General features: G+C 72.6%; 29 protein-coding genes. 14 read left to right on the plus strand and 15 right to left on the minus strand.

What is annotated here, in order from left to right:
• Positions 1 to 167: 167 nt before the first annotated feature.
• Positions 168 to 683 carry a hypothetical protein gene (locus tag ACIOC1_RS07560; RefSeq protein ID WP_391052863.1) on the plus strand — a complete coding sequence of 172 codons (516 nt, stop codon included), beginning with the start codon at positions 168 to 170 and terminating at the stop codon, positions 681 to 683.
• 14 nt (positions 684 to 697) lie between these two features.
• Here the strand turns inward: ACIOC1_RS07560 and ACIOC1_RS07565 are convergent, their stop codons facing one another.
• Positions 698 to 1,423 (minus strand): hypothetical protein, encoded by a 726-nt coding sequence (locus tag ACIOC1_RS07565; protein WP_355348581.1) that lies wholly within the window; start codon positions 1,421 to 1,423, stop codon positions 698 to 700.
• A 186-nt stretch (positions 1,424 to 1,609) separates the two neighbouring features.
• On the opposite strand from ACIOC1_RS07565, the gene ACIOC1_RS07570 reads away from it, so the two are divergent.
• Genes ACIOC1_RS07570 through ACIOC1_RS07580 form a run of 3 tightly spaced genes read left to right on the plus strand, consistent with a single transcriptional unit; the run spans position 1,610 to position 4,939 of the window.
• Positions 1,610 to 3,043 carry a magnesium transporter MgtE N-terminal domain-containing protein gene (locus ACIOC1_RS07570; RefSeq protein WP_391052866.1) on the plus strand — a complete coding sequence of 478 codons (1,434 nt, stop codon included), beginning with the start codon at positions 1,610 to 1,612 and terminating at the stop codon, positions 3,041 to 3,043.
• Positions 3,030 to 3,749: a DUF1003 domain-containing protein gene (locus tag ACIOC1_RS07575; RefSeq protein ID WP_401725646.1), complete on the plus strand. Its 720-nt coding sequence runs from the start codon at positions 3,030 to 3,032 to the stop codon at positions 3,747 to 3,749. Before ACIOC1_RS07570 ends, ACIOC1_RS07575 begins: the two co-directional genes overlap by 14 nt.
• Positions 3,750 to 3,781: 32 nt before the next feature.
• Entirely contained in the window at positions 3,782 to 4,939 is a 1,158-nt protein-coding gene (locus ACIOC1_RS07580) for an Mrp/NBP35 family ATP-binding protein (RefSeq protein WP_355348575.1), read from the plus strand.
• Positions 4,940 to 5,070: 131 nt separating this feature from the next.
• Here the strand turns inward: ACIOC1_RS07580 and ACIOC1_RS07585 are convergent, their stop codons facing one another.
• From ACIOC1_RS07585 to sigE, 4 genes are all read right to left on the minus strand, one after another.
• Complete coding sequence (locus ACIOC1_RS07585) at positions 5,071 to 5,685, minus strand: hypothetical protein (RefSeq protein ID WP_401852544.1); 615 nt, start codon at positions 5,683 to 5,685, stop codon at positions 5,071 to 5,073.
• A 147-nt stretch (positions 5,686 to 5,832) separates the two neighbouring features.
• Entirely contained in the window at positions 5,833 to 6,330 is a 498-nt protein-coding gene (locus tag ACIOC1_RS07590; RefSeq protein ID WP_355348180.1) for a sec-independent translocase, read from the minus strand.
• A gap of 173 nt (positions 6,331 to 6,503) precedes the next feature.
• Positions 6,504 to 7,445 carry a zf-HC2 domain-containing protein gene (locus ACIOC1_RS07595; protein ID WP_355348183.1) on the minus strand — a complete coding sequence of 314 codons (942 nt, stop codon included), beginning with the start codon at positions 7,443 to 7,445 and terminating at the stop codon, positions 6,504 to 6,506.
• Entirely contained in the window at positions 7,442 to 8,209 is a 768-nt protein-coding gene (gene sigE, locus ACIOC1_RS07600) for an RNA polymerase sigma factor SigE (protein ID WP_355348341.1), read from the minus strand. The genes ACIOC1_RS07595 and sigE overlap by 4 nt, the downstream gene beginning before the upstream one ends.
• A gap of 212 nt (positions 8,210 to 8,421) precedes the next feature.
• Between sigE and ACIOC1_RS07605 the strand changes: the two genes are divergently transcribed.
• Positions 8,422 to 9,057, plus strand: a complete 636-nt coding sequence (locus ACIOC1_RS07605) for an O-methyltransferase (protein WP_355348344.1) — start codon at positions 8,422 to 8,424, stop codon at positions 9,055 to 9,057.
• A gap of 86 nt (positions 9,058 to 9,143) precedes the next feature.
• On the opposite strand, the gene ACIOC1_RS07610 is transcribed toward ACIOC1_RS07605, so the two are convergent.
• The gene (locus tag ACIOC1_RS07610) at positions 9,144 to 9,311 is read right to left on the minus strand and encodes a DUF3117 domain-containing protein (RefSeq protein WP_069464762.1); all 168 of its coding nucleotides are present in this window, start codon (positions 9,309 to 9,311) and stop codon (positions 9,144 to 9,146) included.
• Between the two features lie 268 nt (positions 9,312 to 9,579).
• Here ACIOC1_RS07610 and ACIOC1_RS07615 point away from each other — a divergent pair, with 268 nt between their 5' ends.
• The gene (locus tag ACIOC1_RS07615; protein WP_401852547.1) at positions 9,580 to 10,362 is read left to right on the plus strand and encodes an enoyl-CoA hydratase/isomerase family protein; all 783 of its coding nucleotides are present in this window, start codon (positions 9,580 to 9,582) and stop codon (positions 10,360 to 10,362) included.
• A 97-nt stretch (positions 10,363 to 10,459) separates the two neighbouring features.
• On the opposite strand, the gene ACIOC1_RS07620 is transcribed toward ACIOC1_RS07615, so the two are convergent.
• Positions 10,460 to 11,041 (minus strand): DNA-3-methyladenine glycosylase I, encoded by a 582-nt coding sequence (locus tag ACIOC1_RS07620; RefSeq protein ID WP_391049310.1) that lies wholly within the window; start codon positions 11,039 to 11,041, stop codon positions 10,460 to 10,462.
• Positions 11,034 to 11,396, minus strand: coding sequence for a DivIVA domain-containing protein (locus ACIOC1_RS07625; RefSeq protein WP_391161649.1), 363 nt, complete (start codon positions 11,394 to 11,396; stop codon positions 11,034 to 11,036). Before ACIOC1_RS07625 ends, ACIOC1_RS07620 begins: the two co-directional genes overlap by 8 nt.
• Before the next feature lie 128 nt (positions 11,397 to 11,524).
• On the opposite strand from ACIOC1_RS07625, the gene folP reads away from it, so the two are divergent.
• Positions 11,525 to 12,337 carry a dihydropteroate synthase gene (folP, locus tag ACIOC1_RS07630; RefSeq protein ID WP_401852787.1) on the plus strand — a complete coding sequence of 271 codons (813 nt, stop codon included), beginning with the start codon at positions 11,525 to 11,527 and terminating at the stop codon, positions 12,335 to 12,337.
• A gap of 59 nt (positions 12,338 to 12,396) precedes the next feature.
• Here folP and ACIOC1_RS07635 read toward each other — a convergent pair whose 3' ends face one another.
• The 3 genes from ACIOC1_RS07635 to dapE all read right to left on the minus strand — a co-directional run bounded on the left by ACIOC1_RS07635 (position 12,397) and on the right by dapE (position 15,543).
• The gene (locus tag ACIOC1_RS07635; protein ID WP_355348196.1) at positions 12,397 to 13,218 is read right to left on the minus strand and encodes a TIGR00730 family Rossman fold protein; all 822 of its coding nucleotides are present in this window, start codon (positions 13,216 to 13,218) and stop codon (positions 12,397 to 12,399) included.
• Between the two features lie 16 nt (positions 13,219 to 13,234).
• Complete coding sequence (locus ACIOC1_RS07640) at positions 13,235 to 14,320, minus strand: alpha/beta fold hydrolase (protein ID WP_355348199.1); 1,086 nt, start codon at positions 14,318 to 14,320, stop codon at positions 13,235 to 13,237.
• Positions 14,321 to 14,475: 155 nt separating this feature from the next.
• Positions 14,476 to 15,543: a succinyl-diaminopimelate desuccinylase gene (dapE, locus tag ACIOC1_RS07645; protein WP_391161651.1), complete on the minus strand. Its 1,068-nt coding sequence runs from the start codon at positions 15,541 to 15,543 to the stop codon at positions 14,476 to 14,478.
• A gap of 137 nt (positions 15,544 to 15,680) precedes the next feature.
• Here dapE and ACIOC1_RS07650 point away from each other — a divergent pair, with 137 nt between their 5' ends.
• The gene (locus ACIOC1_RS07650) at positions 15,681 to 16,625 is read left to right on the plus strand and encodes a heavy metal transporter (protein ID WP_391049305.1); all 945 of its coding nucleotides are present in this window, start codon (positions 15,681 to 15,683) and stop codon (positions 16,623 to 16,625) included.
• Between the two features lie 285 nt (positions 16,626 to 16,910).
• Positions 16,911 to 17,384 (plus strand): ATP-binding protein, encoded by a 474-nt coding sequence (locus ACIOC1_RS07655; RefSeq protein ID WP_355348208.1) that lies wholly within the window; start codon positions 16,911 to 16,913, stop codon positions 17,382 to 17,384.
• A 187-nt stretch (positions 17,385 to 17,571) separates the two neighbouring features.
• Here the strand turns inward: ACIOC1_RS07655 and dapC are convergent, their stop codons facing one another.
• Positions 17,572 to 18,669: a succinyldiaminopimelate transaminase gene (gene dapC / locus ACIOC1_RS07660; protein WP_401852551.1), complete on the minus strand. Its 1,098-nt coding sequence runs from the start codon at positions 18,667 to 18,669 to the stop codon at positions 17,572 to 17,574.
• A 132-nt stretch (positions 18,670 to 18,801) separates the two neighbouring features.
• Positions 18,802 to 19,128: a ferredoxin gene (gene fdxA, locus ACIOC1_RS07665; RefSeq protein WP_355348214.1), complete on the minus strand. Its 327-nt coding sequence runs from the start codon at positions 19,126 to 19,128 to the stop codon at positions 18,802 to 18,804.
• A 372-nt stretch (positions 19,129 to 19,500) separates the two neighbouring features.
• Between fdxA and ACIOC1_RS07670 the strand changes: the two genes are divergently transcribed.
• Both ACIOC1_RS07670 and ACIOC1_RS07675 read left to right on the plus strand, forming a co-directional pair.
• A complete protein-coding gene (locus tag ACIOC1_RS07670) occupies positions 19,501 to 20,262 on the plus strand; it encodes a GNAT family N-acetyltransferase (RefSeq protein ID WP_401852554.1) in 762 nt (253 codons plus the stop codon).
• Positions 20,259 to 21,083 (plus strand): transglutaminase-like domain-containing protein, encoded by an 825-nt coding sequence (locus tag ACIOC1_RS07675; RefSeq protein ID WP_355348220.1) that lies wholly within the window; start codon positions 20,259 to 20,261, stop codon positions 21,081 to 21,083. The genes ACIOC1_RS07670 and ACIOC1_RS07675 overlap by 4 nt, the downstream gene beginning before the upstream one ends.
• 10 nt (positions 21,084 to 21,093) lie before the next feature.
• On the opposite strand, the gene ACIOC1_RS07680 is transcribed toward ACIOC1_RS07675, so the two are convergent.
• Both ACIOC1_RS07680 and ACIOC1_RS07685 read right to left on the minus strand, forming a co-directional pair.
• On the minus strand, positions 21,094 to 21,708 hold the full coding sequence (locus tag ACIOC1_RS07680) for a response regulator transcription factor (protein WP_355348223.1): 615 nt from the start codon (positions 21,706 to 21,708) through the stop codon (positions 21,094 to 21,096).
• Between the two features lie 523 nt (positions 21,709 to 22,231).
• Entirely contained in the window at positions 22,232 to 22,696 is a 465-nt protein-coding gene (locus tag ACIOC1_RS07685) for a hypothetical protein (RefSeq protein ID WP_401852557.1), read from the minus strand.
• Positions 22,697 to 22,923: 227 nt separating this feature from the next.
• On the opposite strand from ACIOC1_RS07685, the gene ACIOC1_RS07690 reads away from it, so the two are divergent.
• From ACIOC1_RS07690 to ACIOC1_RS07700, 3 genes are all read left to right on the plus strand, one after another.
• A complete protein-coding gene (locus ACIOC1_RS07690; protein WP_401852790.1) occupies positions 22,924 to 23,877 on the plus strand; it encodes an ABC transporter ATP-binding protein in 954 nt (317 codons plus the stop codon).
• Positions 23,874 to 24,614 (plus strand): ABC transporter permease, encoded by a 741-nt coding sequence (locus tag ACIOC1_RS07695; protein ID WP_355348229.1) that lies wholly within the window; start codon positions 23,874 to 23,876, stop codon positions 24,612 to 24,614. The genes ACIOC1_RS07690 and ACIOC1_RS07695 overlap by 4 nt, the downstream gene beginning before the upstream one ends.
• A 134-nt stretch (positions 24,615 to 24,748) precedes the next feature.
• Complete coding sequence (locus ACIOC1_RS07700; RefSeq protein WP_401722249.1) at positions 24,749 to 25,900, plus strand: sensor histidine kinase; 1,152 nt, start codon at positions 24,749 to 24,751, stop codon at positions 25,898 to 25,900.
• Positions 25,901 to 25,910 lie beyond the last annotated feature (10 nt).

The following is a 25,910-nucleotide window of genomic DNA, read 5'->3' on the forward strand; positions in this document are numbered from 1 at the left end:
GACGGCCGCGGGTCGGACACCGGAGCGTCCGACACCGGGGGCGGACACGGCGCCGCGCTCGTCGGCAGCCACCAGCGTAAGGCCCATGGCGGGTCCACGTACCTGTCGGTCCGTACCGTGATACCGGCCGGGGTCCGCCGCCTGTGGCCAGCGCCTAAAGTGGCGGCATGACGACCGCTGTGAGCGCAGAGCAGACCGCCCTCGTCGAGGAGGCCACCAAGAAGTCGGGCCTGGTGTGGGTGGACGGCCAGGCGCTGTGGCACGCATGGGTGGACGGCGCGATGTGCGTGGTCGGCGGCGGGCCCGTCGAGCAGCCGCTTCCGCCGGGGCTCGCCGACGGCGGGCGCGCCACGGTCGTCGTCCGCAGCAAGGACAAGGGCGGGCGGCTGGTGGCCTGGACGGCCCTGGTCGCCCTGCTGCCGCCGGACGGCGAGGCGTGGGAGGCGGCCGTGGCGGAGCTGAAGGGCAAGCGGCTCAACTCCGTCGACGCCGAGACGGTCACCGAGCGCTGGGCCCGCGACTGCCGGGTCTTCCGGCTGGCGCCCGAGGGCGCTCCCGTCGAACACCCCGGCGCGATGCCGGACGTCTCCGGCGCGGCGGTCCCGGTCGCGACCCCGGCCACGACCCGGCATCCGGTCCCGGCCGGTCTGCCGAAGCTGCTGGCCCGCCGCCGCAAGGCGTAGCGCACCGGGCCCGGCTACTTCGTCGTCACCGATTTGCCGTAGTCGACCACCGAGGACTTGTTCGGCGCCGCGAGCGTGAAGTCCTCGCCCCAGTCGGAGAGGGTGAGCGTCCCCGCGTTGCCCGCGCGCTGGTAGCGCAGCGGGTAGGGCGTGCCCTTGAGGGAGACGTCCAGCGAGCCGCCCTTGGTGCCGTTGAGGGCGACGGTCCTGGTGTCGCCGACCTTGCGGTGGTCGCCGAGCTTGAGGTCGCCGTCGAGCACGAAGAGGTCGGCGAGCAGCACCTTCTTGTCGGTGAAGCCGCTGAACTGCTTGTACGCGGGGTCGTCGGTGGGCACCTTGACGTATTTGTCGTCGAGCTTCTGGGCGGCGGCCTTGCCGTTCTTGTCGGCGCCCGCGTCGCCGTAGAAGTCGGCGCCCGCCTTGAGGTAGAGGTCGGCACCGACCCGCAGGAGCTGGAAGGTCGTGCCCTTGGTGGTGACCTCGCCGACGCCGCCGTTGTCCCGCAGCCGCATGTCGAGGCGGAAGCTCTGCCCCTTGCTGATCACCGTGCCCGCCAGGCGTACGGTCGGCGCGGTCTCGGCGGCGGTCTTCGCCTTCTGCTCGACGGTCGCGGGCGGCAGCTTGGCGACGCCGTTGGTGCCCGCGTCGGGGTCGCCGCCGAAGCCGAGGCATCCGGTGAGTACGGTCGCCGCGCACAGTGTTCCGAGAGCGGCGGCTGCGGTCCGGCGGCCGGGATACACGTGTTCTCGTCCTCCTGCGGAGACGGCGGGGGGCACCCCGGACGAGTCCGGGGAGGCGTCCAGAAGCTACCGCACGGTACCCCCGGCGAGCACCCCATGGGGCGGGCAAGATCGGCTGGGAGTAGCCTGGCGACGGATGACGAGTGGACCGGAGCAGCCCTCCGTGGACCGGTAGGAGGCCCCCCGATGGCCGCAGGCAGCCCGCGGGTCTTCGTCTCCCATCTTTCGGGCGTCGCGGTCTTCGATCCGAACGGCGACCAGGTGGGCCGGGTCCGTGACGTCGTGGTGATGCTGCGGGTCGGCGGACGGCCGCCGCGGGTGCTCGGCCTGGTGGTCGAGGTGGTCAGCCGCCGCCGGATCTTCCTGCCCATGACACGGGTCACCGGGGTCGAGTCCGGCCAGGTGATCACCACCGGGGTGCTGAACATGCGCCGCTTCGAGCAGCGGCCGACCGAGACGCTGGTGCTGGGCGAGCTGCTGGACCGCCGGGTGCGCCTGGTCGCCGAGGACCCGGGGCAGGACGCGGGGCAGGACGCCGGAGGGGACGGCGGGCAGAGTGCGGCGGACGCGAGCGCGGGCGAGTCCGGCGCGGAGGTCACCGTCCTCGACGTCTCCATGACCCAGCTCCCGGCCCGTCGCGACTGGGAGATCGACAAGGTCTTCGTCCGCCGCGGCAGGCCCGGGGCCCTGCGCCGCAAGGGAGCCACCCTCACCGTCGACTGGTCGGCGGTGACCGGCTTCCGGCTGGCCGAGGACGGCCAGGGCGCGGAGAACCTGGTGGCGACCTTCGAACAGCTCCGCCCGGCCGACCTGGCGAACGTCCTGCACCACCTGTCGCCCAAGCGGCGCGGCGAGGTGGCCGCGGCGCTCGACGACGACCGGCTGGCGGACGTCCTGGAGGAGCTGCCCGACGACGACCAGGTGGAGATCCTCAGCAAGCTCAAGGAGGAGCGCGCCGCGGACGTCCTGGAGGCGATGGACCCGGACGACGCCGCCGACCTGCTGGCCGAACTGCCCGCGGACGAGCAGGAACGACTCCTCACGCTGATGCAGCCGCAGGACGCGGCGGGCGTACGGCGGCTGCTGTCGTACGAGGAGCGGACCGCGGGCGGGCTGATGACCACCGAGCCGATCGTGCTGCGCCCTGACGCCACGGTCGCCGACGCGCTCGCCCGGATCCGCAACCCCGACCTGTCCCCCGCGCTGGCCGCGCAGGTCTACGTGTGCCGGCCGCCGGACGAGACGCCGACCGGCAAGTACCTGGGCCTGGTGCACTTCCAGCGGCTGCTGCGCGACCCGCCGTTCACGCTGCTCGCCTCGATCGTGGACACCGACCTCCAGCCGCTGACGCCCGACACCCCGCTGCCCGCGGTGACCAGCTACCTGGCGACGTACAACATGATCTCGGCGCCCGTGGTGAATGCGACCGGGGGGCTGCTGGGCGCGGTCACGGTGGACGACGTGCTGGACCACCTGCTGCCCGAGGACTGGCGCGAGACGGATCTGCACGGCGCGGTCGGGCCGCACGGGCACCACATGACGGACGACGGCACGGACGACGCGGCGGACGACGACGCGCGGGGCGGTATGACGGGGGTGGGCGACGATGGCGGCCGATGACCGCGACCGGGAGCGTTTCCGGCACCCGCCCGGCGCGACCGCCACCTCGCGCCCCCGCGTGCGGCTCGACCAGCCGCGCGCCCCGCGCCGCAGCCTGCTGCCGACGTACGACCCGGAGGCGTTCGGCAAGCTGTCCGAGCGCGTGGCCCGCTTCCTGGGCACCGGACGGTTCATCGTCTGGATGACGGTCCTCATCATCCTGTGGGTGCTGTGGAACATCTTCGCGCCGCCGTCGATCCGCTTCGACAACTACCCGTTCATCTTCCTGACCCTGATGCTGTCCCTCCAGGCGTCGTACGCGGCCCCGCTGATCCTGCTCGCGCAGAACCGGCAGGACGACCGGGACCGGGTCAACCTCGAACAGGACCGCAAGCAGGGCGAGCGCAGCATCGCCGACACCGAGTACCTGACCCGCGAGGTCGCGGCGCTGCGGATGAACCTCGGCGAGGTCGCCACCCGCGACTGGATCCGCTCCGAACTCCAGGACCTGCTCAAGGAGATCGAGGACCGGCAGGCCGGGGGCGGCCACGGCACGAGCCCCGGCGGCAGGCCCAGCGGCGGCAGGACCCACACCAAACGCGGCCCCGAGGCCAGGCGCGGCACGGACGGCGGGCACGGCTCCGGGACGGGCCCCGACTCCGGCCCCGGCTCGGACCCCGGCTCCGACGACGAGGGCAGTGACGAAGGCGACGGCCGGGGGCGCTGAACGGCGCTCGGCCACCGCCGTACCATCGACGTATGGCTACCGACACCGCAGTCTCCACGCCGACCGAAGACGCCGTGCGCGCCGCGCTCGCGACGGTGAACGACCCGGAGATCCACAAACCGATCACCGACCTCGGCATGGTCAAGTCCGTGGACATCGGCGCCGACGGCTCGGTCGCCGTCACCGTCTATCTCACGGTGTCCGGCTGCCCGATGCGCGACACCATCACCAACGCCGTCACGGCGGCGGTCGAGGGCGTCGCCGGGGTCACCTCGGTACAGGTCACGCTCGACGTGATGAGCGACGAGCAGCGCCGCGGCCTGGCGTCGTCGCTGCGCGGCGGGCAGGCGGAGCGCGAGATCCCGTTCGCCCAGCCGGGCTCGCTGACCCGCGTCTACGCCGTCGCGTCCGGCAAGGGCGGTGTCGGCAAGTCCTCGGTGACGGTCAACCTGGCGGCGGCGATGGCGGCCGACGGGCTGAAGGTCGGCGTGGTGGACGCGGACATCTACGGGCACAGCGTGCCGCGCATGCTCGGCGCGGACGGCCGGCCCACCCAGGTCGAGAACATGATCATGCCGCCGTCGGCGCACGGCGTGAAGGTCATCTCGATCGGCATGTTCACCCCCGGCAACGAGCCGGTGGTGTGGCGCGGGCCGATGCTGCACCGCGCGCTCCAGCAGTTCCTGGCGGACGTGTACTGGGGCGACCTCGACGTGCTGCTGCTCGACCTGCCGCCCGGCACCGGTGACATCGCCATCTCCGTCGCGCAGCTCGTGCCGAACGCGGAGATCCTGGTCGTCACGACCCCGCAGCAGGCGGCGGCCGAGGTCGCCGAGCGCGCCGGGTCGATCGCCGTGCAGACCCACCAGAAGATCGTCGGCGTGGTGGAGAACATGGCGGGCATGCCGTGCCCGCACTGCGACGAGGTCATCGACGTCTTCGGCTCGGGCGGCGGCGAGCGGGTCGCCGAGGGGCTGACCCGGATGACCGGCGCGACCGTGCCCGTCCTCGGGCAGATCCCCATCGACGTGCGGCTCCGCGAGGGCGGCGACGACGGGCGTCCGGTGGCGCTCAGCCACCCCGAGTCCCCCGCGGGCGCTGCCCTGCGGTCCATCGCGGGCAAGCTGGGCGGCCGTCAGCGCGGCCTGGCGGGGATGTCCCTGGGGATCACGCCGCGCAACAAGTTCTGAGCGCTCGGCGGCCGGGCGGGCGGGCCGGCCGCCGAGCGTACGGGACGGCGGGGGCGGGCTGATCGGTGATCAGCCCGCCCCCGCCGTCCGCGGAGCGCCGCAAAGGTGCCTGGAAGCGCCCTGAGGGCGCCTCAGACCTCGTACACGGTCACGTCCTTGACCACGGCCAGTCCGAGGCCGTACGCGCTCATGCCGCGGCCGTACGCGCCGAGGTGGACACCGCGGGCCGAGCCCGCCATGACCCAGCCGTACTCGGACTCGCGGTAGTGGAACGGCGTCGGGTCGCCGTCGACCGGAAGGGTCAGCGTCGACCAGCCGCTGCCCGCCAGGTCGTCGGCGAGTTCCCACGCGGTGGCGGTCTGCTGGTCGAGCCAGTCCTGGCGCAGGGCCCGGTCCATGGTGGTGGGCCAGGTGCAGGACAGCAGCCCGGACCCGGCGAGCCAGGCCGCGGAGGAGACCGAGGTCGCCTCCAGTACGCCGGTGCCGTCGGAGCTGCGCCGTCCGGGGCGGTTGGCGAGGGTGACGACCGCGGCGAACCGCAGCCCTTCCGCGTCCGCCGGAGCCGCCTTCAGCGAAGGCTCGTCACCATGCCCTATTGAGCCGTGCTCGACCGTGCCGTCCCCGCTCACGCCGACCGTGCCCAGCCAGCGCCGTCCGGTGAACGCCTCGTCCAGCCCGTACCAAGGGAAGTCGGCCATCAAGTAGCCGTCGACCGTCCCACGAGCACTGCCGGTCTTCGTCTCCATGCGGTGTTACGCCTCCTCCGTGCCCATCTGGGCGACTCGCCATCTTGCCCGACCCTGGGTGGGTTCGGGAGCCGAACCGGCTCACGGTGACGGCGAACACACGGACAATAGCCACCTGGAGGGGTGAAAAGGCGTGATCTGGTTGACTCAGGTCGCGTCGGAATCGAACGGCGGAGCCTCGCCGGGCTCCAGGCCGTCCTTCTTGCGGAGCCTGTCGGGGGTGGCCGAGGAGCCGCCGCCGGAGGTCGGTCCCGGCACGCCGGAGGACGAACCGGCCGCGCCGGACGAGCCGTTGGCGGCGGAGGCGGGCTCCACCCCGTTGACCGCGTCGGTGACCTCGGCCATCTCCTTGCGGAAGTCGAAGCCGTTGCGGATGTCCTTGAGGCCCAGCTCGTCCATGTCGCTGTCGCTCATCAGATTCTTCTTGATGAACGTCTTCGGATTGAGGTCCTCGAACTCGAAGTCCTTGAACTCCGGACCCAGCTCCCGCCGGATGTCTTCCTTGGCGCTGTCCGAGAACTCCCTGACCTTCCGGATGAAGTTCATGGTGTCCTGGATGACCTTCGGCAGCTTGTCGGGGCCGAAGACGAGGACGGCAAGGACCACGATCGCGACCAGCTCCAGCGGGCCTATGTCGAAGAACACCTTGCAGCTCCTTGGGACGTCCACAGCCGGGAAGGCAGGGTCCGGCGGACTTTACGGTACCTGTCCACGCGGGCGGTGCGGGAGTGGCTCCGGCTAACAGTACGTCGCCAGGGGGTAAAGGGTCAGCCCCCGAGCCCGCTCCGGTGACCGGCCGGAGACCGGCCGGTGGCCGGTCAGCGCCGTATCGCGGGGGCCTGGGGGCCGGGCGACACGGGGGAAGCGGCGGGCGTCACGAGCGGCAGGGCGCCGGGCGCCATCAGCGGCCGGGTCACCGAAACGGGTGTCACCGAGGTGACCGCGGCGGGCGCGCGGAGCATGCGCCGGTCCCCGGCGTCGAGCACGCCGCGCGGGGTGACCCCGCGGGTGTCCGGCACGGAGTTGGCGCTCAGCGGGCTGACCGCGGGGCCGTCGTCGGGGCGGGCGCCGCCGTCGACCGCGGCTTCCATGGGCAGGGCGCTGCCCAGGGCGATAGCCGCCATCGAGAAGGCGCCCGCGGCGGCGAAGGCGAACCGCCTGCCGCGGGAGGCCGCGGTGCCGGAGCCGCTGTGCGCGGGGGCCTCCGGCTGCTCCCGGTCCTCGGGGCGCCCGTCGGCCGCGGCGGCGCGGGTCAGCTCATGGATGCGGAAACCGCGACCGCCGGAGCCGCCGGGCACGAGGTCGCGGCCCGGTGTGAGGTACGAGAACTCCTCGCGGCGCCGTGAACCGCCGCCGCCGAACACGCCGGAGCCGAGCAGGCCGCCGTCGAAGGGGCCGCGCCGCTCCTGGTCCCGCCCGCCGGCGGCGCCGGGGCCGTGGCCCTCGTCGTCCCGGTCGCGCCAGTCACGCGTACGGTCGGCGTCCTCGGTCCCGTCGCCGGTCGGTGGTAGGCCGGGAAGGCCCTGGAGCCGGGCCAGCAGCCCGGCGGAGAGCATCGGCTGCTCGGAGGCCGCCACGACGCTCTTGAGACGCCGCTGCTCGCTGGCAGCGGCTTTGCACTGCGGACAGGTCACCAGATGGGCGAGCACCCGGTCCCGGGTGTCGTCGCCGAGCTCGCCGTCGACAAATGCGGCGAGCCGGTCGCCAAGGTGCTGCTCGGCAGGCGCTGCACGTTGTTCGCCTGAACCGCTACTGCTCACGTTCTCCCGCCCTCCTGGCCAGGTTTCTGTGTGGCGGCAGCGAGCGCGGGAGCCGGCCGGGCGCCGGGCGCCCGGTGTTCCAGAGCCTTGCGCAGGTGGGAGCGGCCACGGTGAATCCTGCTCCGCACCGTGCCCAGCTTCACACCCAGCGTCGCGGCGATCTCCTCGTACGACAGTCCCTCGATGTCGCAGAGCACCACGGCGGCGCGGAACTCCGGGGCGAGGGTGTCCAGCGCCTGCTGGACGTCCGCGTCGAAGTGCGTGTCGTTGAAGTGCTGCGCGGGGGACGGCTCGCGGCTGGGCAGCCGCTCGGCCGCGTCGTCCCCGAGGGCGTCGAAGCGGATCCGCTGGCGGCGGCGCACCATGTCCAGGAAGAGATTGGTCGTGATGCGGTGCAGCCAGCCCTCGAACGTGCCGGGCGTGTAGGTGGACAGGGAACGGAAGACCCGCACGAAGACCTCTTGGGTGAGGTCCTCCGCATCGTGCTGGTTGCCGGTCAGGCGGTACGCCAGCCGGTACACCCGGGCACTGTGGGTACTGACGATCTCCTCCCAAGAGGGAGGCGTCCACGCCTGAGCGTCCCCGTCGGTGGCGAACGTCGCGGTCGCGGGAGTGTTTTCGCGTGAACGGTCATCAGCAGTGTTGGTCACGGATTTCGGCTGTCCGGCGGACCGGAGAATACGCCTGAGCGTTCCTCCCTTGTCACCGGCCGCAGCCGCACCTCCCCTGTCGGCTCTGGTGGTGTCCAGTAGAGCCCCTACCATATCCACCTCGCCCGTTAGCTCCGGATAAGTGCGCTGTTGCCATTGACTTCCCAGGACTTCCACTCGGCGGGGAGAGCCGGGGCCTTCTCCCGCCGGTAGCCGTCCTTACGGATAACGCACAGTCCCATCAGCGGGTTCCCGCCCCCAGCGGATACAGTCGCCGGGCGGGCTGCACCTACGACAGGGATCGACCCGGGGACAGGGAGAGGGACATTACCGGCAACCGGCAGGCGAGCTGGGCGTTCGCCGACGCGTTCGTCGCCGAGGACGACGCCCTCATACGCGCCCGCGCCCGGTCCCACGCGGCCGGTCTGCGGCCCGTCTCGCCCGGCACCGGTGCGGCCCTGCGGCTGCTGGCCGCCACGGGGGACGCGAAGTCCGTCGTCGAGATCGGCACCGGCACCGGGGTCTCCGGCATCCACCTGCTGCGCGGCATGCGCCCCGACGGCATCCTGACCACCGTCGACACCGAGCCGGACCGCCTTCAGCTCGCGCGCGAGGCGTACCGCGAGGCCGGTTTCGCCGCCAACCGCTCCCGCGTCATCCCCGGCCTGGCCCTGGACGTGCTTCCCCGGCTCACCGACGGCGGCTACGACCTGGTCTTCTGCGACGCCGACCGGCTGGAGTACCTGGACTACCTCGACGAGGCGCTGCGGCTGCTGCGGATCGGCGGCCTGGTCTGCTTCGAGGGCGCCTTCGCCCGCGGGCGCGCGCTGGACGCCGCCCACCAGGACGCCGAGTCGGTGCGGCTGCGCGAGCTGATGCGCGCGGTCCGGGACAGCCCCCGGCTCTCCCCCGTCCTGCTGCCGACCGACGACGGTCTGCTGTGCGCGGTGCGCCGGAAGTGACGCGGCGGCGCGCGCAGGAAAACGACGGCGGCCCCGTACACGACATTCCGTGTACGGGGCCGCGACGATTTATGGGACCGCTGGTCTCAGGCGATGGCCTTCTTCAACGCGTCGCCGAGGGCATCCGCCTCGTCCGGGGTCAGCTCGACAACAAGCCGCCCGCCGCCCTCAAGCGGAACGCGCATGATGATGCTCCGCCCCTCCTTGGTCACCTCGAGCGGGCCGTCACCCGTCCGCGGCTTCATGGCCGCCATGCTCGTTCCCCTTCCTGAAACCAGCTCGGACTCGAACACATTGGTTCTCGGCCATTATCCCGCATCTATCGACCCGATGACCAACATCGGTCGCACTACGTTCAGCATGGGCCCTCCCCAAAACCGGCCAATTCGGCGAGTGGACAGTGATCGACCGGGTTCCCGAAGGGTATCGGTTCGGTCGGACGTTTGACGTACGTCACATGTCGGGGTGCCGTGAAGTCCGGCATTCTGGCCAGGACCGATGCCGCGACGAAGGGGTTCAGCCATGGCCGACAGCGTTCTGTACGAGGTGAGCGACGGGCTCGCGACCGTCACCTTCAACCGTCCCGAGGCGATGAACGCGCTCGACACGGACACGAAGAACACCCTGCGGGACGCCTTGCGGGAAGCGGCCGAGGACACCGCGGTGCGGGCGGTGCTGCTCACCGCGACCGGGCGGGCCTTCTGCGTCGGACAGGACCTCAAGGAGCATCTGGCGACGCTGGCGGCGGGCGGCGGGCTCACGACGGTGGCCGAGCACTACAACCCGATCGTCACCGCGATCGCGACGATGCCCAAGCCGGTGGTGGCGGGGGTGAACGGGGTCGCCGCGGGCGCCGGGGCCGGGTTCGCCTTCGCCGCGGACTACCGGATCGTGGCGGACACCGCCGCCTTCAACACGTCCTTCGCCGGGGTGGCGCTCAGCGCGGACTCGGGTGTGTCGTGGACGCTGCCGCGGCTGGTCGGGCACAGCCGGGCCTCGGATCTCCTGCTCTTCCCGCGCTCGGTGGGGGCCGCGGAGGCGTACGACCTCGGGATCGCCAACCGGGTCGTGCCCGCCGCGGATCTTCCCGCCGAGGCCGTCGCCGTGGCCCGGCGGCTGGCCGAGGGGCCGACCGTCGCCTACGCCGCCATCAAGGCGTCCCTCGCCCACGGGGCCGCCCACTCCCTGCTCTCCACCCTCGCCAAGGAGGACGAGCTCCAGACCCTGGCCGGAGCCGCCGAGGACCACCGCATCGCGGTCAACGCCTTCGTGGCCAAGCAGCCCCCGCGCTACGTGGGCCGCTGACGCGGGACGCCCGTCGCCGCTCCGGCCGGTCCTCGATCGCCGGACGGGCTGAAGGGGACGCGGGTGCGGCGCGACCTCCGGCCCGTCCGGACGGGCCCTAGCGGGCGGAGCAGTCGGCGAGGTGGTCGTTGACCAGGCCGCAGGCCTGCATCAGGGCGTAGGCGGTGGTGGGGCCGACGAAGCGGAAGCCGTGGGATTTGAGCGCCTTGGCGAGAGCCACCGACTCGGGGGTGGTGGCGGGCACGTCGGCGAGGCGGCGCGGGGCCGGGCGGGTCGCGGGGTCGGGCGCGAAGGACCAGATGAGGGCGTCGAGCCCGCCGTCGTAGCTGTCGCGCAGGGCCTGCGCGGCCCGCGCGTTGGCGACGGAGGCGGCGATCTTCGCCCGGTTGCGGATGATCCCGGGATCGAGCAGCAGCCGCGCCTCGTCCTGCGCCGTGAAGCCCGCGACCGCGTCGATCTTGAAGCCGTCGAAGGCGGCCCTGAACCCCTCGCGGCGACGGAGGATCGTGATCCAGGACAGCCCGGACTGGAACGCCTCCAGGCAGGTCCGCTCGAACAGGGCGTCGTCCCCGTGCACGGGCCGCCCCCACTCGGTGTCGTGGTAGGCCACGTAATCCGGCGCGGACAGCCCCCAGGGGCAGCGCGCGAGTCCGTCGGGCCCGACGATCGCGTCACTCACCGGTGTCGTCCCGCGGCGTCTCGTCCTTGTCCAGGGACGGCGTCACGGGGGCGCCGACCGCGTCGGCCCGCGCCCCGGCCAGCACGGCCTCCAGGTCGGCGATCCTGGCGTCCCGCTCGGCGAGTTCCGCCCCGAGCCGGTCCAGCACCTCGTCGACGTCCAGCATGCGGTAGCCGCGTACGGCGATCGGCAGCCGGACGGCGTCGATGTCGGACCTGATGAGCGGGCGGTCGGCGGGCAGCCGGTCGTCGATCCGGTCGGGTTCGGAGTCCCGCAGGGTGCCGCCGTCACCGAGTACGGCCATCGCGACGGCGGCGACCACCGCGACCAGCGCGATGAGCATGAACCAGAACAACTCGATCTCCCGGGGTCCGGCCTACGTGTCAGGCACGATCGTGCCACGATCGCATGAGTCTGAGATGAGGAGCGGCAGTGGCACTTCGGTTGGGGACCCGCGAATTCGGCGAGCGGGAGCCGGTGATCATGGCGATCGTGAACCGTACGCCGGACTCGTTCTACGACCAGGGCGCCACCTTCACCGACGAACCCGCGCTGGAGCGGGTCGCGGGCGCCGTCACGGAGGGCGCGGCGATCATCGACATCGGCGGGGTGAAGGCGGGCCCCGGCGAGGAGGTCTCGGCGGCGGAGGAGATCCGCCGCACGGTCGCCTTCGTGGCGGAGGTGCGCCGCCGCCACCCGGATGTGGTGATCAGCGTGGACACCTGGCGGCACGAGGTCGGCGAGGCGGTGTGCGAGGCGGGCGCCGACCTGCTGAACGACGCGTGGGGCGGGGTGGACCCGCGGCTGGCGGAGGTCGCGGCGCGGTACGGCGTGGGGCTGGTGTGCACGCACGCGGGCGGCGCCCAGCCGCGGACCCGGCCGCACCGGGTGGGGTACGAGGACGTGATGGCCGACATCCTGCGGGTGACGGTGGGGCTGGCCGAGCGGGCGGCGGCGCTGGGCGTGCCGCGTGACGGGATTCTGATCGACCCGGGCCACGACTTCGGCAAGAACACCCGGCACTCGCTGGAGGCGACCCGGCGGCTGCCGGAGATGACGGCGACGGGGTGGCCGGTGCTGGTCTCCCTGTCGAACAAGGACTTCGTCGGGGAGACGCTCGACCGGCCGGTCAAGGAGCGGCTGATCGGCACGCTGGCCACCACGGCGGTGTCGGCGTGGCTCGGGGCGCGGGTGTACCGCGTCCACGAGGTCGCCGAGACCCGTCAGGTGCTGGAGATGGTGGCCTCGATCGCGGGCCACCGCCCGCCCGCCGTGGCCCGCAGGGGCCTGGCCTAGGGGCCCGCTGGGCGGGGGCCAGGGGTCTGCGAGGCGGGGGCCAGGGGCCCTGCGAGGCCCTAGGCGCTCTCCTTCGTCACCCGCGCCACGGCCTCGTCCACGTCGTCCGTGACGTGGAACAGCTCCAGGTCGGCCGCGGACGCCTTGCCGCCCGCGACGAGCGTGGAGCGGATCCAGGAGACCAGGCCGCCCCAGTACTCGGTGCCGAAGAGCACGATCGGAAAACGGGTGACCTTCTTGGTCTGGACGAGGGTGAGCGCCTCGAAGAGTTCGTCGAGGGTGCCGAAGCCGCCGGGGAGCACGACGAATCCCCGCGCGTACTTCACAAACATCGTCTTTCGGACAAAGAAGTAGCGGAAGTTCACGCCGATGTCGACATAGGAGTTGAGGCCCTGCTCGAAGGGCAGCTCGATGCCGAGGCCGACCGAGATGCCGCCCGCTTCGAGCGCGCCCTTGTTGGCGGCCTCCATCGCGCCGGGGCCGCCGCCGGTGATGACGGCGAAACCGGCCTCGGTCAGGGCGCGGCCGATCCGTACGCCCGCCGCGTACTCACGCGAGTCCACCGGGGTGCGGGCGGAGCCGAAGACGCTGACGGCGGGGCCGAGTTCGGCCAGGGCGCCGAAGCCCTCGACGAATTCCGACTGGATCCGCATCACACGCCACGGGTCGCCGTGCACCCAGTCCGACTCTCCTCGACTGTCCAGCAACCGCTGATCGGTGGTCCCCGCCTGCACCTGGCCGCGCCGCCGTACGACAGGGCCCGTGTGCCGTTCCGGCCAGCCCTTGCCGGTCAGCACGGTCTCCGCCGCCTCGTTGGCCGCGGCAGCCGCCTCCTGCGCGTCCGGACTCTGCCCGGCCGCTCCCGTGTGTGAGTCAGTCATACGGGAAGCGTACGCATCATGGTGCGGCGGACGGCGCCAATGGGACCGCCCGGGGCGCTTCGAGGCGGGCGCTGACCCAGGTGAAGGCCGCGGGGAACATTCCGCCCCAGGTCTTCCAGTTGTGCCCGCCGCGGTCGATCCGCAGCGTGCTGACCGAGGTGGGCGGCCGGACGGCGGCGGTGATCCAGTCGCCGAATTTCGGCGGGCTCTCCGGGTCCTGCTTGCTGGACTCGATGAGGATGTGCACGTCGGGGCGGGTGTTCTGGGCCAGCCACAGCGGCGAGCGGACACCGCGGGCGGACTCGGCCGGATTGTCCGGGGCCATCGCGGCGGCGGCCACGAACCGGTCGGGGTGCTCGAGCGCCATCCGCACCGCGCAGTAGCCGCCGGTCGATATGCCCATCACGGCCCAGCCGCGCGGCGCCGGGAGCGTACGGAAATTGTGCGCGATCGTCTGCGCCACGTCGTCGGTGAGCCAGGTGCCGACCTTGCTCTTGCCCGGCACGTCGGCGCAGCCGGTGTTGGCCCGGTCCGGGGTGATGGTGGGCAGCACGAGTATCGCGGGCTCGGCGCGGCCGGCGGTGATCTCGCCCTGCATGATCTGGCCGAGCCGCATCCCGCGCAGGAAGCTGTGCGGGGTGCCGGGTATGCCGTGCAGGACCTCTATGACGGGGAAGCGGGTGTGCGCGAACTCCTTTTTCTTGTACTGCGGCGGCGTCCAGACGATGACGTCGCCCTTCGTCCCGGACTTCCAGCCGCGCACGGTGGCCTTCTCGAAGCCTTGGGAGTACGAGGCGAATTTGACCCGGTAGTCGGGCTTGGTGGGGGTGGGCGTGGCGGTGGGGCCCGCGACGGACTTGCCGCCGCTGTTGGCGTTGCCGAGCAGGTCGTCCCAGGACGCGTAGAAGCCGTAGTCGTTGTTGACCGTGACCATCACCACGAAGATCGCGGTGACCTGACAGAGCACGATCATCCCGACGCGGGCGACGACCCGTACCGGCCGCGGGCCCCGTACCCGCGGCCAGAGCAGCACCGCGCCCGCCACCGCGGCCACCGCGACGACGAGGAGCAGTACGGCGAATCCTCTGCTGGTCAGTCCCACGACACGCCTCTTCCCCCAACCGATCCCTACGGCTCCGATCACACCATGCCGCGAGGGAAGACCGATGGGCACCCCTGTTCGGTTGCTCCGCCTTTCGCCGGATCAATCGGACGAGTGAGGCGGGGCGGTCGCCGGGGCCGCGGGATCGGGCCCGGTCAGTCGGTGAGCCAGCCGCGCAGCCGCTCCTCGGCCTCCAGCACGGCGGCGACCGCGACGTGCTCCTCTCGGGCGTGGGCGAGCTTGGGGTCGCCGGGGCCGTAGTTCACCGCGGGCACGCCGAGCGCGGAGAAGCGGGCCACGTCGGTCCAGGCGTCCTTGGGAGCGGGTTCGGTGCCGATGGCGCGCACGAAGGCGGCGGCGGCCGGGTGCGCGAGGCCGGGCAGCGCGCCCGGCGCGCTGTCGGTAAGCACCACGGTGAAGCCGTCGAAGACCTCCTCGGCGTGCGCGAGCGCCTCGGCCTCGCTCCGGTCGGGCGCGAAGCGGAAGTTGACGGTCACCGCGCAGGAGTCGGGGATCACATTGCCCGCGTGGCCGCCCTCGACCCGCACCGCGTTCAGCCCCTCGCGGTACTCCAGGCCGTCGATGACGACCCGGCGGGGCTCGTACGCGGCGAGCCGGTCCAGGATCGGCGCGGCCTTGTGGATGGCGTTGTCCCCGAGCCAGCTCCGCGCCGAGTGCGCCCGGCGGCCGGTGGTCTCGACCCGGATCCGCAGGGTGCCCTGGCAGCCGCCCTCGACCTTGCCGTCGGTCGGCTCCATCAGCACCGCGAAGTCCCCGGCCAGCCACTCGGGGTGCCGCTCGACCAGCCGCTTGAGTCCGTTGAACTCGGCCGCGATCTCCTCGGCGTCGTAGAAGACGTAGGTCAGGTCGCGGTTCGGCGCGGTCAGGGTCGCCGCCAGCCGCAGCTGCACCGCCACGCCCGCCTTCATGTCCGAGGTGCCGCAGCCCCACAGCAGGCCGTTCTCGTCCAGCCGCGACGGCAGGTTGTCCGCGATCGGCACGGTGTCGATGTGGCCCGCGAGCACCACCCGCTCGGCGCGCCCGAGCCGGGTCCGCGCCACCACCGCGTCGCCGTCCCGGTCCACCGTCAGGTGCGGCAGCCCCCGCAGCGCCTCCTCCACCAGATCCGCCAGCGCCTTCTCCTGCTGGCTCACGGACGGCACGTCCACGAGTTGGGCGGTGAGCCGAGCGGCATCCTGGCTGAGGTCGAGTTCGCTGCGCATACGCCGAGCGTAGGGCCTCGGGCCCGGATGCCCCGAAGGCCCCGGCCGCCTGCCCTGTTCACGCGCACGGAGGAGAAAGCCGAAGACGGCGCCGTCGTAGGTCATTCGGGACCCGCCGCCTTCGGTACGCTCGGCGCGTGCCCAGCTCCCCCCCTCAGAAGCCCCCCAAGCGCAAGCGCCGGGGCCGCAGGATCGCCACAGCGGCCGTGGTGTTGCTGGGGCTCGCCACCTATGGCCTCTACCGCGCCGCGGAGGAGAACAAAGCGCCGGAAAGCGCGGACTGCACAGTGACGGCGGACGGCGACACGCTGGACATGAGCCCGTCGCAGGCGGCGAACGCGACGACGATCGCCGCCGTGGCCACCTCGCGCGGGCTGCCGGAAAGGGCGCTCACCATAGCCCTGGCCACGGCGTTGCAGGAGTCACGGCTGGACAATCTCGATCACGGCGACCGGGATTCGCTCGGACTGTTCCAGCAGCGCCCCTCGCAGGGCTGGGGCACCGCGCAGCAGGTCCAGGACCCGGTGTACTCGACGAACGCCTTCTTCGACGGCCTGGTGAAGATCGAGGGCTATTCGCGGCTGCCGCTGACCGTGGCGGCGCAGCGCGTGCAGAAGAGCGGCTTCCCCCAGGCGTACGCGAAGCACGAGGCGGACGCGACGCTGCTGTCGGCGGCGCTGTACGGCCGCAAGGCGGGCGCGCTGAGCTGTACGACGGGCTCGGACACGCCCTTCAGCGCGGGCGGCAAGCTGGGCAGTACGTCGCAGGTCACGGCCAGGCTGACGCGGGAGTTCGGCAGCCAGGTGAAGCCGGTGGCGGCCGACGAGCCGCGTACGGTCGCGGTGCCCGCCAGGCCCGCGGGCGGCGCGGCGGAGGGCGACGGCACCCGGCGCGGCTGGGAGCTGGCGCAGTGGGCGGTGGCGCACGCGCAGGACCTGAAGGTCGAGCAGGTGACCTTCGGCGGTCAGAAGTGGGCCGCGGCGCAGTCCGGCAAGGGCTGGCAGAAGCAGAAAGCGGGCGGCGCGCAGGGTTCCGCGGCCGTCAAGCCGGACGGATACGTACGGATCACCGTCGCGCAATAGTGCGCGCATTCACTCGGAAGTGCCCGCTCCCGCGGTCAAACGCGGGCTGCGGGAAAACCGCTCGACTTGATGGCAATTCCCTTGCCGCAGCAGGGATGTGACGTTTCATCAAAGTCATATGAGCTGTCCGCTATATCCGATCTGTCGGATTCCTATAATGCGACACATTGCCAACTCTTTACCTCGAACGACCGCAACCTTCGGGCTCCTTGAGCGGTAGTCACGACGTCCGCCCGGCGGACGCAATACGTCCCCTCACGGAGCCAACTCCGTAAAAGGAGCACCATGTCCCTCCCCCTGACCCGCCGCTTCGCCCAGGCCGCCCTGCTGATCGGCGCCGCCGCCGCGCCGCTGATCGGAGCGGGCGCCGCGCAGGCCGCCGCGCTGCCGCCGACGGACCTGGGCGGGCTGAGCAATCTGGACGGCGCCAATGTCGGCAACACGCTGGACAGCGCTTCCCAGCAGGCCACCGGGGTGGCCGGGCAGGCCGGTACCCAGGCGATGAAGACCACGCTCCCGGCCACCGGCCGCATCGTGGGCACCGCGAGCAGGACCGCCGCCCCGGCCGCGCAGAAGGCCGCGGGCGACGCCGCCGACTCCGCGGGCCGGATCGTCGGCCAGACCGCCGAGTCCGCCGGTGGCGTCGCCCCGCACACCGAGACGCTGCCGGTCTCCGCGCTCCCCAACACCGGCCAACTGCCGGCCGGCGCGCTGCCCACCACCGACATGCTGCCGCTCAAGGGCCTCCCCCTGGGCTGATCGCCGAACCGCACGCGCGCGGGGGCCGGGAGCGACCGCTCCCGGCCCCCGCGCGTGTCTGCCGGGCAGGGCTCTCAGACCGGCGAGGCGGCCTCAGGCCGGCCTGGTCGGGTCAGCCCGGCGGAAGCGGTTCAGCGGAAGCGGTTCAGCGGAAGCGGTTCAGCGGGAGGGATTCAGCGGGAGCGGTTCAGCGCAGCCGCTCGACGGCCGCCGCCACCCGCTCGTCGACCGCCGTGAAGGCGATCCGGACGAACCGCTCGCCCGTCGGCCCGTAGAACTCGCCGGGCGCCACCAGGATGCCGCGCTTGGCCAGGTCGCCGACGGTGTCCCAGCAGTTCTCCGCGCGGGTCGCCCACAGGTACAAGCTGGCCTCGCTGTGCTCGATCCGGAAACCCGCGCCCTCGAAGGCGGTCCGCAGGGCGGCGCGGCGGCGCGCGTACCGCTCCTTCTGCTCCACCGCGTGCTCGCGGTCGTCGAGCGCGGCGACCATCGCGGCCTGTACGGGCGCGGGCACGATCATGCCGACGTGCTTGCGGACCTCCAGCAGACCGGCGACGACGGACGCGTCACCGGCGAGGAAGGCGCCGCGGTAGCCCGCGAAGTTGGACCGCTTGGACAGCGAGTGGACGGCGATCAGCCCCGCGTGGCTGTCCCCGCACACGTCCGGGTGCAGTACGGAGACCGGCTCCGTACCCTCCCAGCCCAGCTCGATGTAGCACTCGTCGGACACCACGAGCACCCCGTGCTCGCGCGCCCACGCCACGATCCGGCGCAGCTCGGCGGCGGACAGCACGCGGCCCGTGGGGTTGGACGGGCTGTTGAGCCAGAGCAGCTTCAGGCCGTCCGGGCCGAGTTCGGTCACCGGGTCGTCGTACGTGACCGGTTCCGCGCGGGCCACCAGCGCGCCGATCTCGTACGTCGGGTAGGCGAGCCGCGGGTACGCGACCCGGTCGCCCGCCTCGATGCCCAGCAGCGTCGGCAGCCAGCCGACCAGTTCCTTGGAGCCGAGCAGCGGCAGGATGTTCGCCGGGTCGGCGCCGCTCACGCCGTGCCAGCGGCTGAGATATCCGGCGGCGGCCTCGCGCAGCGCGCGCGTGCCGTACGTCAGCGGATAGCCGGGGCTGTCGGCGGCGGCGGCGAGCGCGCGCCGGATCACCTCGGGCACCGGGTCCACCGGGGTCCCCACCGACAGGTCGACCACACCGTCCGGGTGCGCGACGGCCGTCGCCTTGTAGGGCTCCAGGCGGTCCCACGGGAAGACCGGGAGGCGGGCGGAGATGCTCACGTGCTCACTCTCGCTTGTCGATCGATGGTCCGTGATCGAAATGTCCATGACGGACGTACGCCGCGGCCCCGCACAGCGCCGAGCGTGGCTCGGTGCGCCGTACGGGGCCGGGCGGAGACTGCCCGACCGGGATCAGTGGTCCTGGCTCTGCGGGGGCAGCGCTGCGATGAAGGGGTGGTCGCGCTCGATGAGACCGAGCTTGGACGCGCCGCCGGGCGACCCCAGTTCGTCGAAGAACTCCACGTTCGCCTTGTAGTAGTCCTTCCACTCCTCCGGGGTGTCGTCCTCGTAGAAGATCGCCTCGACGGGGCAGACCGGCTCACAGGCGCCGCAGTCGACGCATTCGTCCGGGTGGATGTACAAGGACCTGGAGCCCTCGTAGATACAGTCGACCGGGCACTCTTCGATGCACGCCTTGTCCTTCAGGTCGACACAAGGCTGCGCGATGACGTAGGTCACGCTGTCGTTCCTCCTCGATAGGGCTCATCTCGCGCGGGAGCGCGGCGTCGTCGATGCCCGCACCTAGTATCTCCGTTCCTGAGCACGATCCGAACAGGAGGGGCACGCATGGCAGGGGATTTCTCTTCCGGAGCGCGGCTCGTGATCCGGATTACCCCGTCTGACGTGGGAAAACGCGTATCGGTACGGCAGGTTCTGGAGATCACCGACGGGCATCCTACGTTCACCGATACGGTCGGTGTTCTCGTATCGTGGGATGCGGGAGTGGTGTGCGTCACGCGGAGGTCCGGGGAAACGGTACGCATCGCCGAATCGCTCCTCGTCGCGGGGAAGGTGGTGCCGCCCACCCCGCCGGCACGGAGAATGTCGCGTGTGACGTCCGCGTCCCCCGAGGAGCTTGAGGCGTTCGCCTCGCGCGCCTGGCCCGCCACCGAGACCGAGCCGCTGGGCCGGTGGACGCTGCGCTCGGCCGTCGCGGGCGAGCGAGAAGCGGAGCAGGACAAGGGCGGCGGGCGGCGGGAGGGCTTCACCCGCCGCGCCAACTCCGTCCTGGTGGACGGCGATCCCGACCGCCCGCTGGACGCCGCGCTCGACCACGTCGTCGGCTGGTACGGGGCGCGGGGCACGACACCGTATCTCCAGGTGCCCGACACCTCGCCCTACGCGGCCGAGTTGGAGCGCCGCGGGTGGGTACGGGAGGCGGACACGCTGGTCAGGGTCGCGCCGCTGGCGCCGCTCACCCGGCTGCCGGGCGCGGAGGCCGTCACGCTGTCCCGGACGCCCGACGCGGCGTGGCTGGCCGCCTACCACCGCACCGGCTCGCTCGCCGACGCGGCGCTGAAGGTGGTCTCCGGCGGGCCCTCGGTGTGGTTCGCGACCGCCCCCGGCGCCATCGGGCGGGCCGTGGTCGACGGGCCGTGGGTGCTGTTCGGCGCGGTCGAGGTGGCGCCCTCGCACCGCCGCAGGGGCCTGGCGACCGCCGTCATGGGCGCGCTCGCCCGGCGCGCCGCCGACGAGGGCGCGAGGAGCGCGTACCTCCAGGTGGAGGCCGACAACGAGGCGGCCCGCGCGCTCTACGACGGGCTCGGCTTCACCGACCACCACGGCTACCACTACCGGCGCCCCTCGGTATGAGCGCGGACGTACGGGAACGGTTCGCGGCGGCGGCGCGCGAGGAGCGCCCCGACCTGGCCGAGCTGTGCCTGCTGATCGGCGCGGAGGCCGACCCGGCGCTGGACGGCGTCGCGATCGACGCGGCCCAGATCGAGCTGGACCGGCTCGCCGGGATGCTCCCGTACGGCCTGACGACGCCGCTGGAGTGGGCGACCGCCCTGCACCGGCTGCTCGGGGCCCGGCTGGGCTTCCACGGCGAGCCCGGCGACTACCAGAAGCTCTCGTCGTCGCTGCTCCAGCAGGTGCTGCGGCGGCGGCGCGGGCTGCCGATCCTGCTGTCGGTGGTCTGGACGGAGGTCGCCCGCCGGGCCGGCGCGCCGGTGTACGGGGTCGCGCTGCCCGGCCACTACGTCGTCGGCTTCGGCGATCCGGCGGGCGCGTACGTCCTGGTCGACCCCTTCGAGGGCGGCCGGGTGCTGTCGGGGCCCGACGCGGAACTCCTGGTCGCGGGCGCGACCGGCGCCCCGCTGGCTCCCGGCATGCTCACGCCCGCCGATCCGCTGGACACCGTGCACCGCGTCCTGAACAACATCCGCGCCTGGGCGTCCGCCCGCCTCGAACAGGCCGCCGTCGAGCTGTGGACGATCGACCTCGCCCTGCTCCTCCCCCGCCACCCGGCCCGCCTGCGCTACGAGCGCGCCCAACTCCTCGTCCGCCTCGGCGACTTCACCGGCGGCGCCGCGGCCCTTGACGAGTACGCCGAACTGATCGGCGGTTTCGACCCGGAGACCGCGGAGAAGATCCGCCGCAAGGCCCGCGCGGCGCGGGCGCTGCTGAACTGAGCCCCGCCGTTTAGAGCCAGCCCTTTTCGCGGGCGATACGGACCGCCTCCGCGCGGTTGCGCGCGCCCGTCTTCTGGATCGCGGTCGACAGGTAGTTGCGGACCGTGCCCTCCGACAGCAGCAGGCCGCGCGCGATGTCGGCGTTGACCGAACCGTCGGCGGCGGCCCGCAGCACCTCGCGCTCGCGGGCCGTCAGCGGGTCGGCGCCGTCGGCGAGCGCCGCGGCGGCCAGCGTGGGGTCGATGACGCGCTCGCCGCGCAGCACCCGCCGTACGGCGTCGGCCAGTTGGGCCGCCGGAGCGTCCTTGACCAGGAACGCCTCCGCGCCCGATTCCATCGCTCTGCGCAGATAGCCGGGGCGGCCGAAGGTCGTGACGATCACGATTTTGACCTCCGGCAGCTCTTCGCGGAGGCGCGCCGCCGCCTCGATGCCGGTCAGGCCCGGCATCTCGATGTCCAGCAGCGCCACGTCCGGGCGGTGCGTCCTGGCCGCCGCCAGCACCTCGTCGCCGCGGGCCACCTGGGCGACGACCTCGAGGTCCTCTTCGAGGCCGAGGAGCGTCGCCAGTGCTTCTCGCACCATCGACTGATCCTCCGCGAGCAGCACCCGGACGCTTCTCCTCATCCCCCCACCCTAGGGCTCCGCCCTCCCCCCACAACGGTTCCCCGCCCGGTCGCCCGCCCCCCCTTCCAGGGCTCGCCCCCCCCAGACCGCTCCCTCACCAGGCCGGTGGGCCGATCCTTTCTGGGCGCGCGCCCCCGAGACGGTCCTTCTGCCAGGGCGGCTGGCCGATCTTTTGAGGGGCGCGGCCCCGAGGCGGTCCTCCTGCCGGGGCGGCTGGCCGATCTTTTGAGGGGCGCGGCCCCGAGGCGGTCCTTCCGCCAAGGCGGCTGGCCGATCTTTTGAGGGGCGCGGGGAACTGCGCGGCCCGCCCCCACCGGGCTTTCAGCCCGAAAACAACAGCATCTGCCCCGCTGGGGCCGGTTCTCAGAGGCGCGCCACCGCGCGGGCTGAGCGCGCAGTTCCCCGCGCCCCTAAAGACACGTGGCTGGCCCCTCGGCAGAAGAACCGCCCCAGGGCGCGCCCCCTGGAAAGATCGGCCCGCCGCCCCGCAGAAGAACCGCCCGGGGGCGGGGTCGCGGCGGGGTTAGCCGAGGGCTTCGGTGAAGCTGGTGGCGCCCATGGCAGAGGTGACGGTGGCACGGTATTTGGGGCAGGAGCCCAAAGCGGCAGCGTCAAGATCGGCGGCGGTGCGCGGCTTCTGATCGGGGTGCTGCTCGATCCAGTTGGCGAGGTCGATGGCGAAGAACGCCTTGGCGCCCGCGGGGGCGCCGGAGTCCTTGATGCGGGGCCCCTCCTTGGCGAGGAAGGCGCAGAAGGTCGGCCCGTCGACCGGATTGGCACCGCCGGAGCCACCAGTGGCGGAGGCGGAGGCTGAGGCGGACGGAGAGGCGGCAGAAGCACTGCCGGTGGCCTTGCCCGACCCCGTGGCGGACGGCCTGGAACCCCCCGAGCCCCCGCCGCAGGCGGCCAGCAGGAGCACTCCGGCCACCGCGACCCCGGCCGCCGGCACCGTACGTCTGATCACCCGTCTCGTAGCGGAACGCGTCACGTCGACTCCCCCCAGGAAGGCGCCACGGCGGCGCCCGGTGGCCGGACCGTACCGAGCGCGGAGGCCCGGCGTCCCACCCCCGGCACGGATGGTTACAGCGTGAGGACCCGGCGGTGACAGCCGGACCCGGACGCGGACCGCCGTATGACATCTGTCATGGGGAAGACACGACTCGCGGCACTGCACGGGCGAGGGGCGGGCGGGCGAAGCTTGGTGGCATGAGCGCGATGGGGATGACGACCGCGAACGGGCCGGGGGCCGCCGTCAAGGGCGAGCCCGTGGTCGCCTTCAGCGATGTGAACAAGAGCTTCGGGCCGGTGCGGGCCGTCGCGGAGCTGAGCCTGACGCTGCACCCGGGCGAGACGGTGGCCCTGCTGGGCCCGAACGGCGCGGGGAAGTCGACCGCGCTCGACCTGATGCTGGGGCTGCGGAACGCGGACAGCGGGAGCGTGCGGCTGTTCGGCACGACCCCGGCGCAGGCCATCGCGGCGGGCCGGGTGGGCGCGATGCTCCAGAGCGGCGGCCTGATGGAGGACGTGACAGTACGGGAGCTGGTGAGCCTGGCGTGCGACCTGCACCCGAAGGCGTACCGGGTGGACGAGGTGCTGGCCGGCGCCGACATCGCCGACATCGCCGACCGCAAGGTCAACAAGCTCTCCGGCGGTCAGGAGCAGCGCGTACGGTTCGCGCTCGCGACGGCCGGGGCGAACGACCTGATCGTGCTGGACGAGCCGACGGTCGGCATGGACGTCAGCGCGCGGCAGGCGTTCTGGGCCACGATGCGCGGCCAGGTGGAGCAGGGCAGGACCGTGCTGTTCGCCACCCACTACCTGGAGGAGGCGGACGCCATCGCGGACCGCGTCCTGGTGCTGCACCGGGGGCGGCTGATCGCCGACGGGACGGCCGCGGAGATCAAGGCGCGGGCGGGCGCCCGCCGGATCACCTTCGACCTGGACGGCACGCCGGACGAGCGGGCGCTCGGCGCGCTGCCGCACATCGTCGGCCTCGACATCACCGGCCCGACCGTCCGCATCCGCTCCGACGACGCGGACGCCACGACGCACGCCGTGTACGCGCTCGGCCTGTACCCGCGCAATCTGGAGGTCTCGGGCCTCGGCCTGGAGCAGGCCTTCCTCGCCATCACCGACGCAGCGTCCGCCGAGGAGGCGGAGAACCGATGAAGACCCTGGTCAGACTGGAGATCGTCCGCACCCTGCGGAACCGCAAGTTCATGTTCTTCTCGGTGCTCTACCCGGGCCTGCTCTTCCTGATCATCACGGCGGGCGCCGACAGGACGAAGAAGATCGACGGCCTGAATCTCACGCTGGTCGCGTACTACATGGTCGCGATGGCGGCGTTCGGCGCGATGACGGCGGTGCTGATGGGCAACGCCGAGCGGATCGCGCGGGAGCGCGAGAAGGGCTGGGTGCGGCAGTTGCGGCTGACCGCGCTGCCCGGCCGCGGCTACGTCACCGCGAAGATCGCCTCCGCCGCGACCGTCAGCCTGCCGTCGATCCTGATCGTGCTGATCCTCGGCGCGACCGTGAAGAACGTCCGGCTCGACGCCTGGCAGTGGATCGCGATCCTGGGCGCGACCTGGGCGGGCAGCATGGTCTTCGCGGCGCTCGGCGTCGCCATCGGATACGTGGCCACGGCCGACGTCGCCCGGCCGGTCTCGATGCTCGCCTACTTCGTCCTGGCGATGCTCGGCGGTCTGTGGGTGCCGATCACCACCTTCCCGCACTGGCTCCGGACGACGGCCGACTACCTGCCGGGACGGCCGTACGCGGCGCTCGGCCAGTCCATCGAGTTCGGCAACGCGCCGCACGCCCGTGACATCGCCGTCCTCGCCTTCTACCTGCTGCTCTTCGCGGGTACGGCCGCCTGGCTGTACCGCAAGGACACGCAGAAGGCGTGACGCGGATGGCGAAGGAGGAGCAGGCGCGGCGGGCACAGGCACGGGCGCGGGACCGGGCGGAGGAGCAGGCGCGGGCGCGGGACCGGCCCTGGCCGCCGTGGCGGCAGGCGGTGGAGGACGCGGACACCACCGCCATGGGCCGCGCCCCCGAGACCCGCGGCCAGGCGTTGGTGAAGCTGATGTGGATCGGCATCTGGCTGCTCTACCTCGGCTCCCCCGTCAGCGACCTGGCCGACGGCCACCACGGCGCCCTGGTCACCGTCGTCGCCGGCTGCGGCCTGCTCGTCTTCGTCGTCTCCTACCTCGCCGTCGTCTTCCTGCGCACCAACACCGCGTACATGCAGGAGCGTTGGGTGTACGGGGTGCTCGCCGCCCAGCTCGCGCTCGCCTTCACGCTGTCCGCGACGCTCGGCAAGGACTGGCTGGTGATGTTCGTCTACGTGGCCGTCGCCTGCGGGGCGTCGCTGCCGGGCACGCAGTCCCGGTGGGCGATTCCCGCGGTCACGGCGGCACTCGCCGGGGTCGGCGCCTGGGTCGACAGCAGCGGCGACCTCTACCCGGCACTGGTCATCCCGGCCCTGCTCGGCGGCTTCGCGATGGTGGGCGTGCGGCAACTCGTCCGGACCATGCGGGAGTTGCGCGAGGCGCGGGAGACGGTAGCGCATCTGGCCGCCACCGAGGAGCGGTTGCGGCTCGCCCGTGACCTGCACGACCTGCTCGGGCACTCACTGTCCCTGATCACGCTCAAGAGCGAACTGGCCGGGCGGATGCTGCCGGACCGGCCGCAGGACGCGGCGCGGCAGGTCGCCGACATCGAGAAGGTCAGCAGGCAGGCGCTGGTCGACGTACGGGAGGCGGTCAGCGGCTACCGCCGCCCGACGCTGGCCACCGAACTGGCCTCCGCGCGCTCCGCGTTGGCCTCCGCCGGGATCGCCGCGCGCGTCCACCAGCCGGACCGGCTGCCCGGTCTCGCCCCGGACGGCGAGGGCGCCCTGGCCTGGGCGCTGCGCGAGGCGGTCACCAATGTCGTCCGCCACAGCGGCGCCCTCACCTGCGTGATCGCCCTGGGCACCAGCGCGGACGGCGCCGCCGCCACCCTCACCGTCTCCGACGACGGCCGCGGCCCCGCTCCCCACCACACCCCGGGCAACGGCCTCAACGGCCTGACCGAGCGCCTCATCCTGGCCGGCGGCACCCTGCGCACCGCGCCCTCGGGCGACGGCGGCTTCCGCCTGACGGCGACGGTGCCGGTCGGCGCCGACGAGACGAGTCCGACCGGCGTCTGAGAACCCCTGG

Origin of the sequence: Streptomyces sp. NPDC088197, from assembly GCF_044741185.1 — a bacterium.
Taxonomy (GTDB): Bacteria; Actinomycetota; Actinomycetes; order Streptomycetales; family Streptomycetaceae; genus Actinacidiphila.

Bases quoted from the DNA above. Each gene is read 5' to 3' on its own strand.
- ACIOC1_RS07560 (WP_391052863.1), top strand. From the start codon at position 168: ATGACGACCGCTGTGAGCGCAGAGCAGACCGCCCTCGTCGAGGAGGCC.
- ACIOC1_RS07570 (WP_391052866.1), top strand. From the start codon at position 1,610: ATGGCCGCAGGCAGCCCGCGGGTCTTCGTCTCCCATCTTTCGGGCGTC.
- ACIOC1_RS07575 (WP_401725646.1), top strand. From the start codon at position 3,030: ATGGCGGCCGATGACCGCGACCGGGAGCGTTTCCGGCACCCGCCCGGC.
- ACIOC1_RS07580 (WP_355348575.1), top strand. From the start codon at position 3,782: ATGGCTACCGACACCGCAGTCTCCACGCCGACCGAAGACGCCGTGCGC.
- ACIOC1_RS07585 (WP_401852544.1), bottom strand. From the start codon at position 5,685: ATGGAGACGAAGACCGGCAGTGCTCGTGGGACGGTCGACGGCTACTTG.
- sigE (WP_355348341.1), bottom strand. From the start codon at position 8,209: ATGGTAGGGGCTCTACTGGACACCACCAGAGCCGACAGGGGAGGTGCG.
- ACIOC1_RS07610 (WP_069464762.1), bottom strand. From the start codon at position 9,311: ATGGCGGCCATGAAGCCGCGGACGGGTGACGGCCCGCTCGAGGTGACC.
- ACIOC1_RS07615 (WP_401852547.1), top strand. From the start codon at position 9,580: ATGGCCGACAGCGTTCTGTACGAGGTGAGCGACGGGCTCGCGACCGTC.
- folP (WP_401852787.1), top strand. From the start codon at position 11,525: ATGGCGATCGTGAACCGTACGCCGGACTCGTTCTACGACCAGGGCGCC.
- ACIOC1_RS07635 (WP_355348196.1), bottom strand. From the start codon at position 13,218: ATGACTGACTCACACACGGGAGCGGCCGGGCAGAGTCCGGACGCGCAG.
- dapE (WP_391161651.1), bottom strand. From the start codon at position 15,543: ATGCGCAGCGAACTCGACCTCAGCCAGGATGCCGCTCGGCTCACCGCC.
- ACIOC1_RS07655 (WP_355348208.1), top strand. From the start codon at position 16,911: ATGTCCCTCCCCCTGACCCGCCGCTTCGCCCAGGCCGCCCTGCTGATC.
- ACIOC1_RS07675 (WP_355348220.1), top strand. From the start codon at position 20,259: ATGAGCGCGGACGTACGGGAACGGTTCGCGGCGGCGGCGCGCGAGGAG.
- ACIOC1_RS07680 (WP_355348223.1), bottom strand. From the start codon at position 21,708: ATGAGGAGAAGCGTCCGGGTGCTGCTCGCGGAGGATCAGTCGATGGTG.
- ACIOC1_RS07690 (WP_401852790.1), top strand. From the start codon at position 22,924: ATGGGGATGACGACCGCGAACGGGCCGGGGGCCGCCGTCAAGGGCGAG.
- ACIOC1_RS07695 (WP_355348229.1), top strand. From the start codon at position 23,874: ATGAAGACCCTGGTCAGACTGGAGATCGTCCGCACCCTGCGGAACCGC.
- ACIOC1_RS07700 (WP_401722249.1), top strand. From the start codon at position 24,749: ATGGGCCGCGCCCCCGAGACCCGCGGCCAGGCGTTGGTGAAGCTGATG.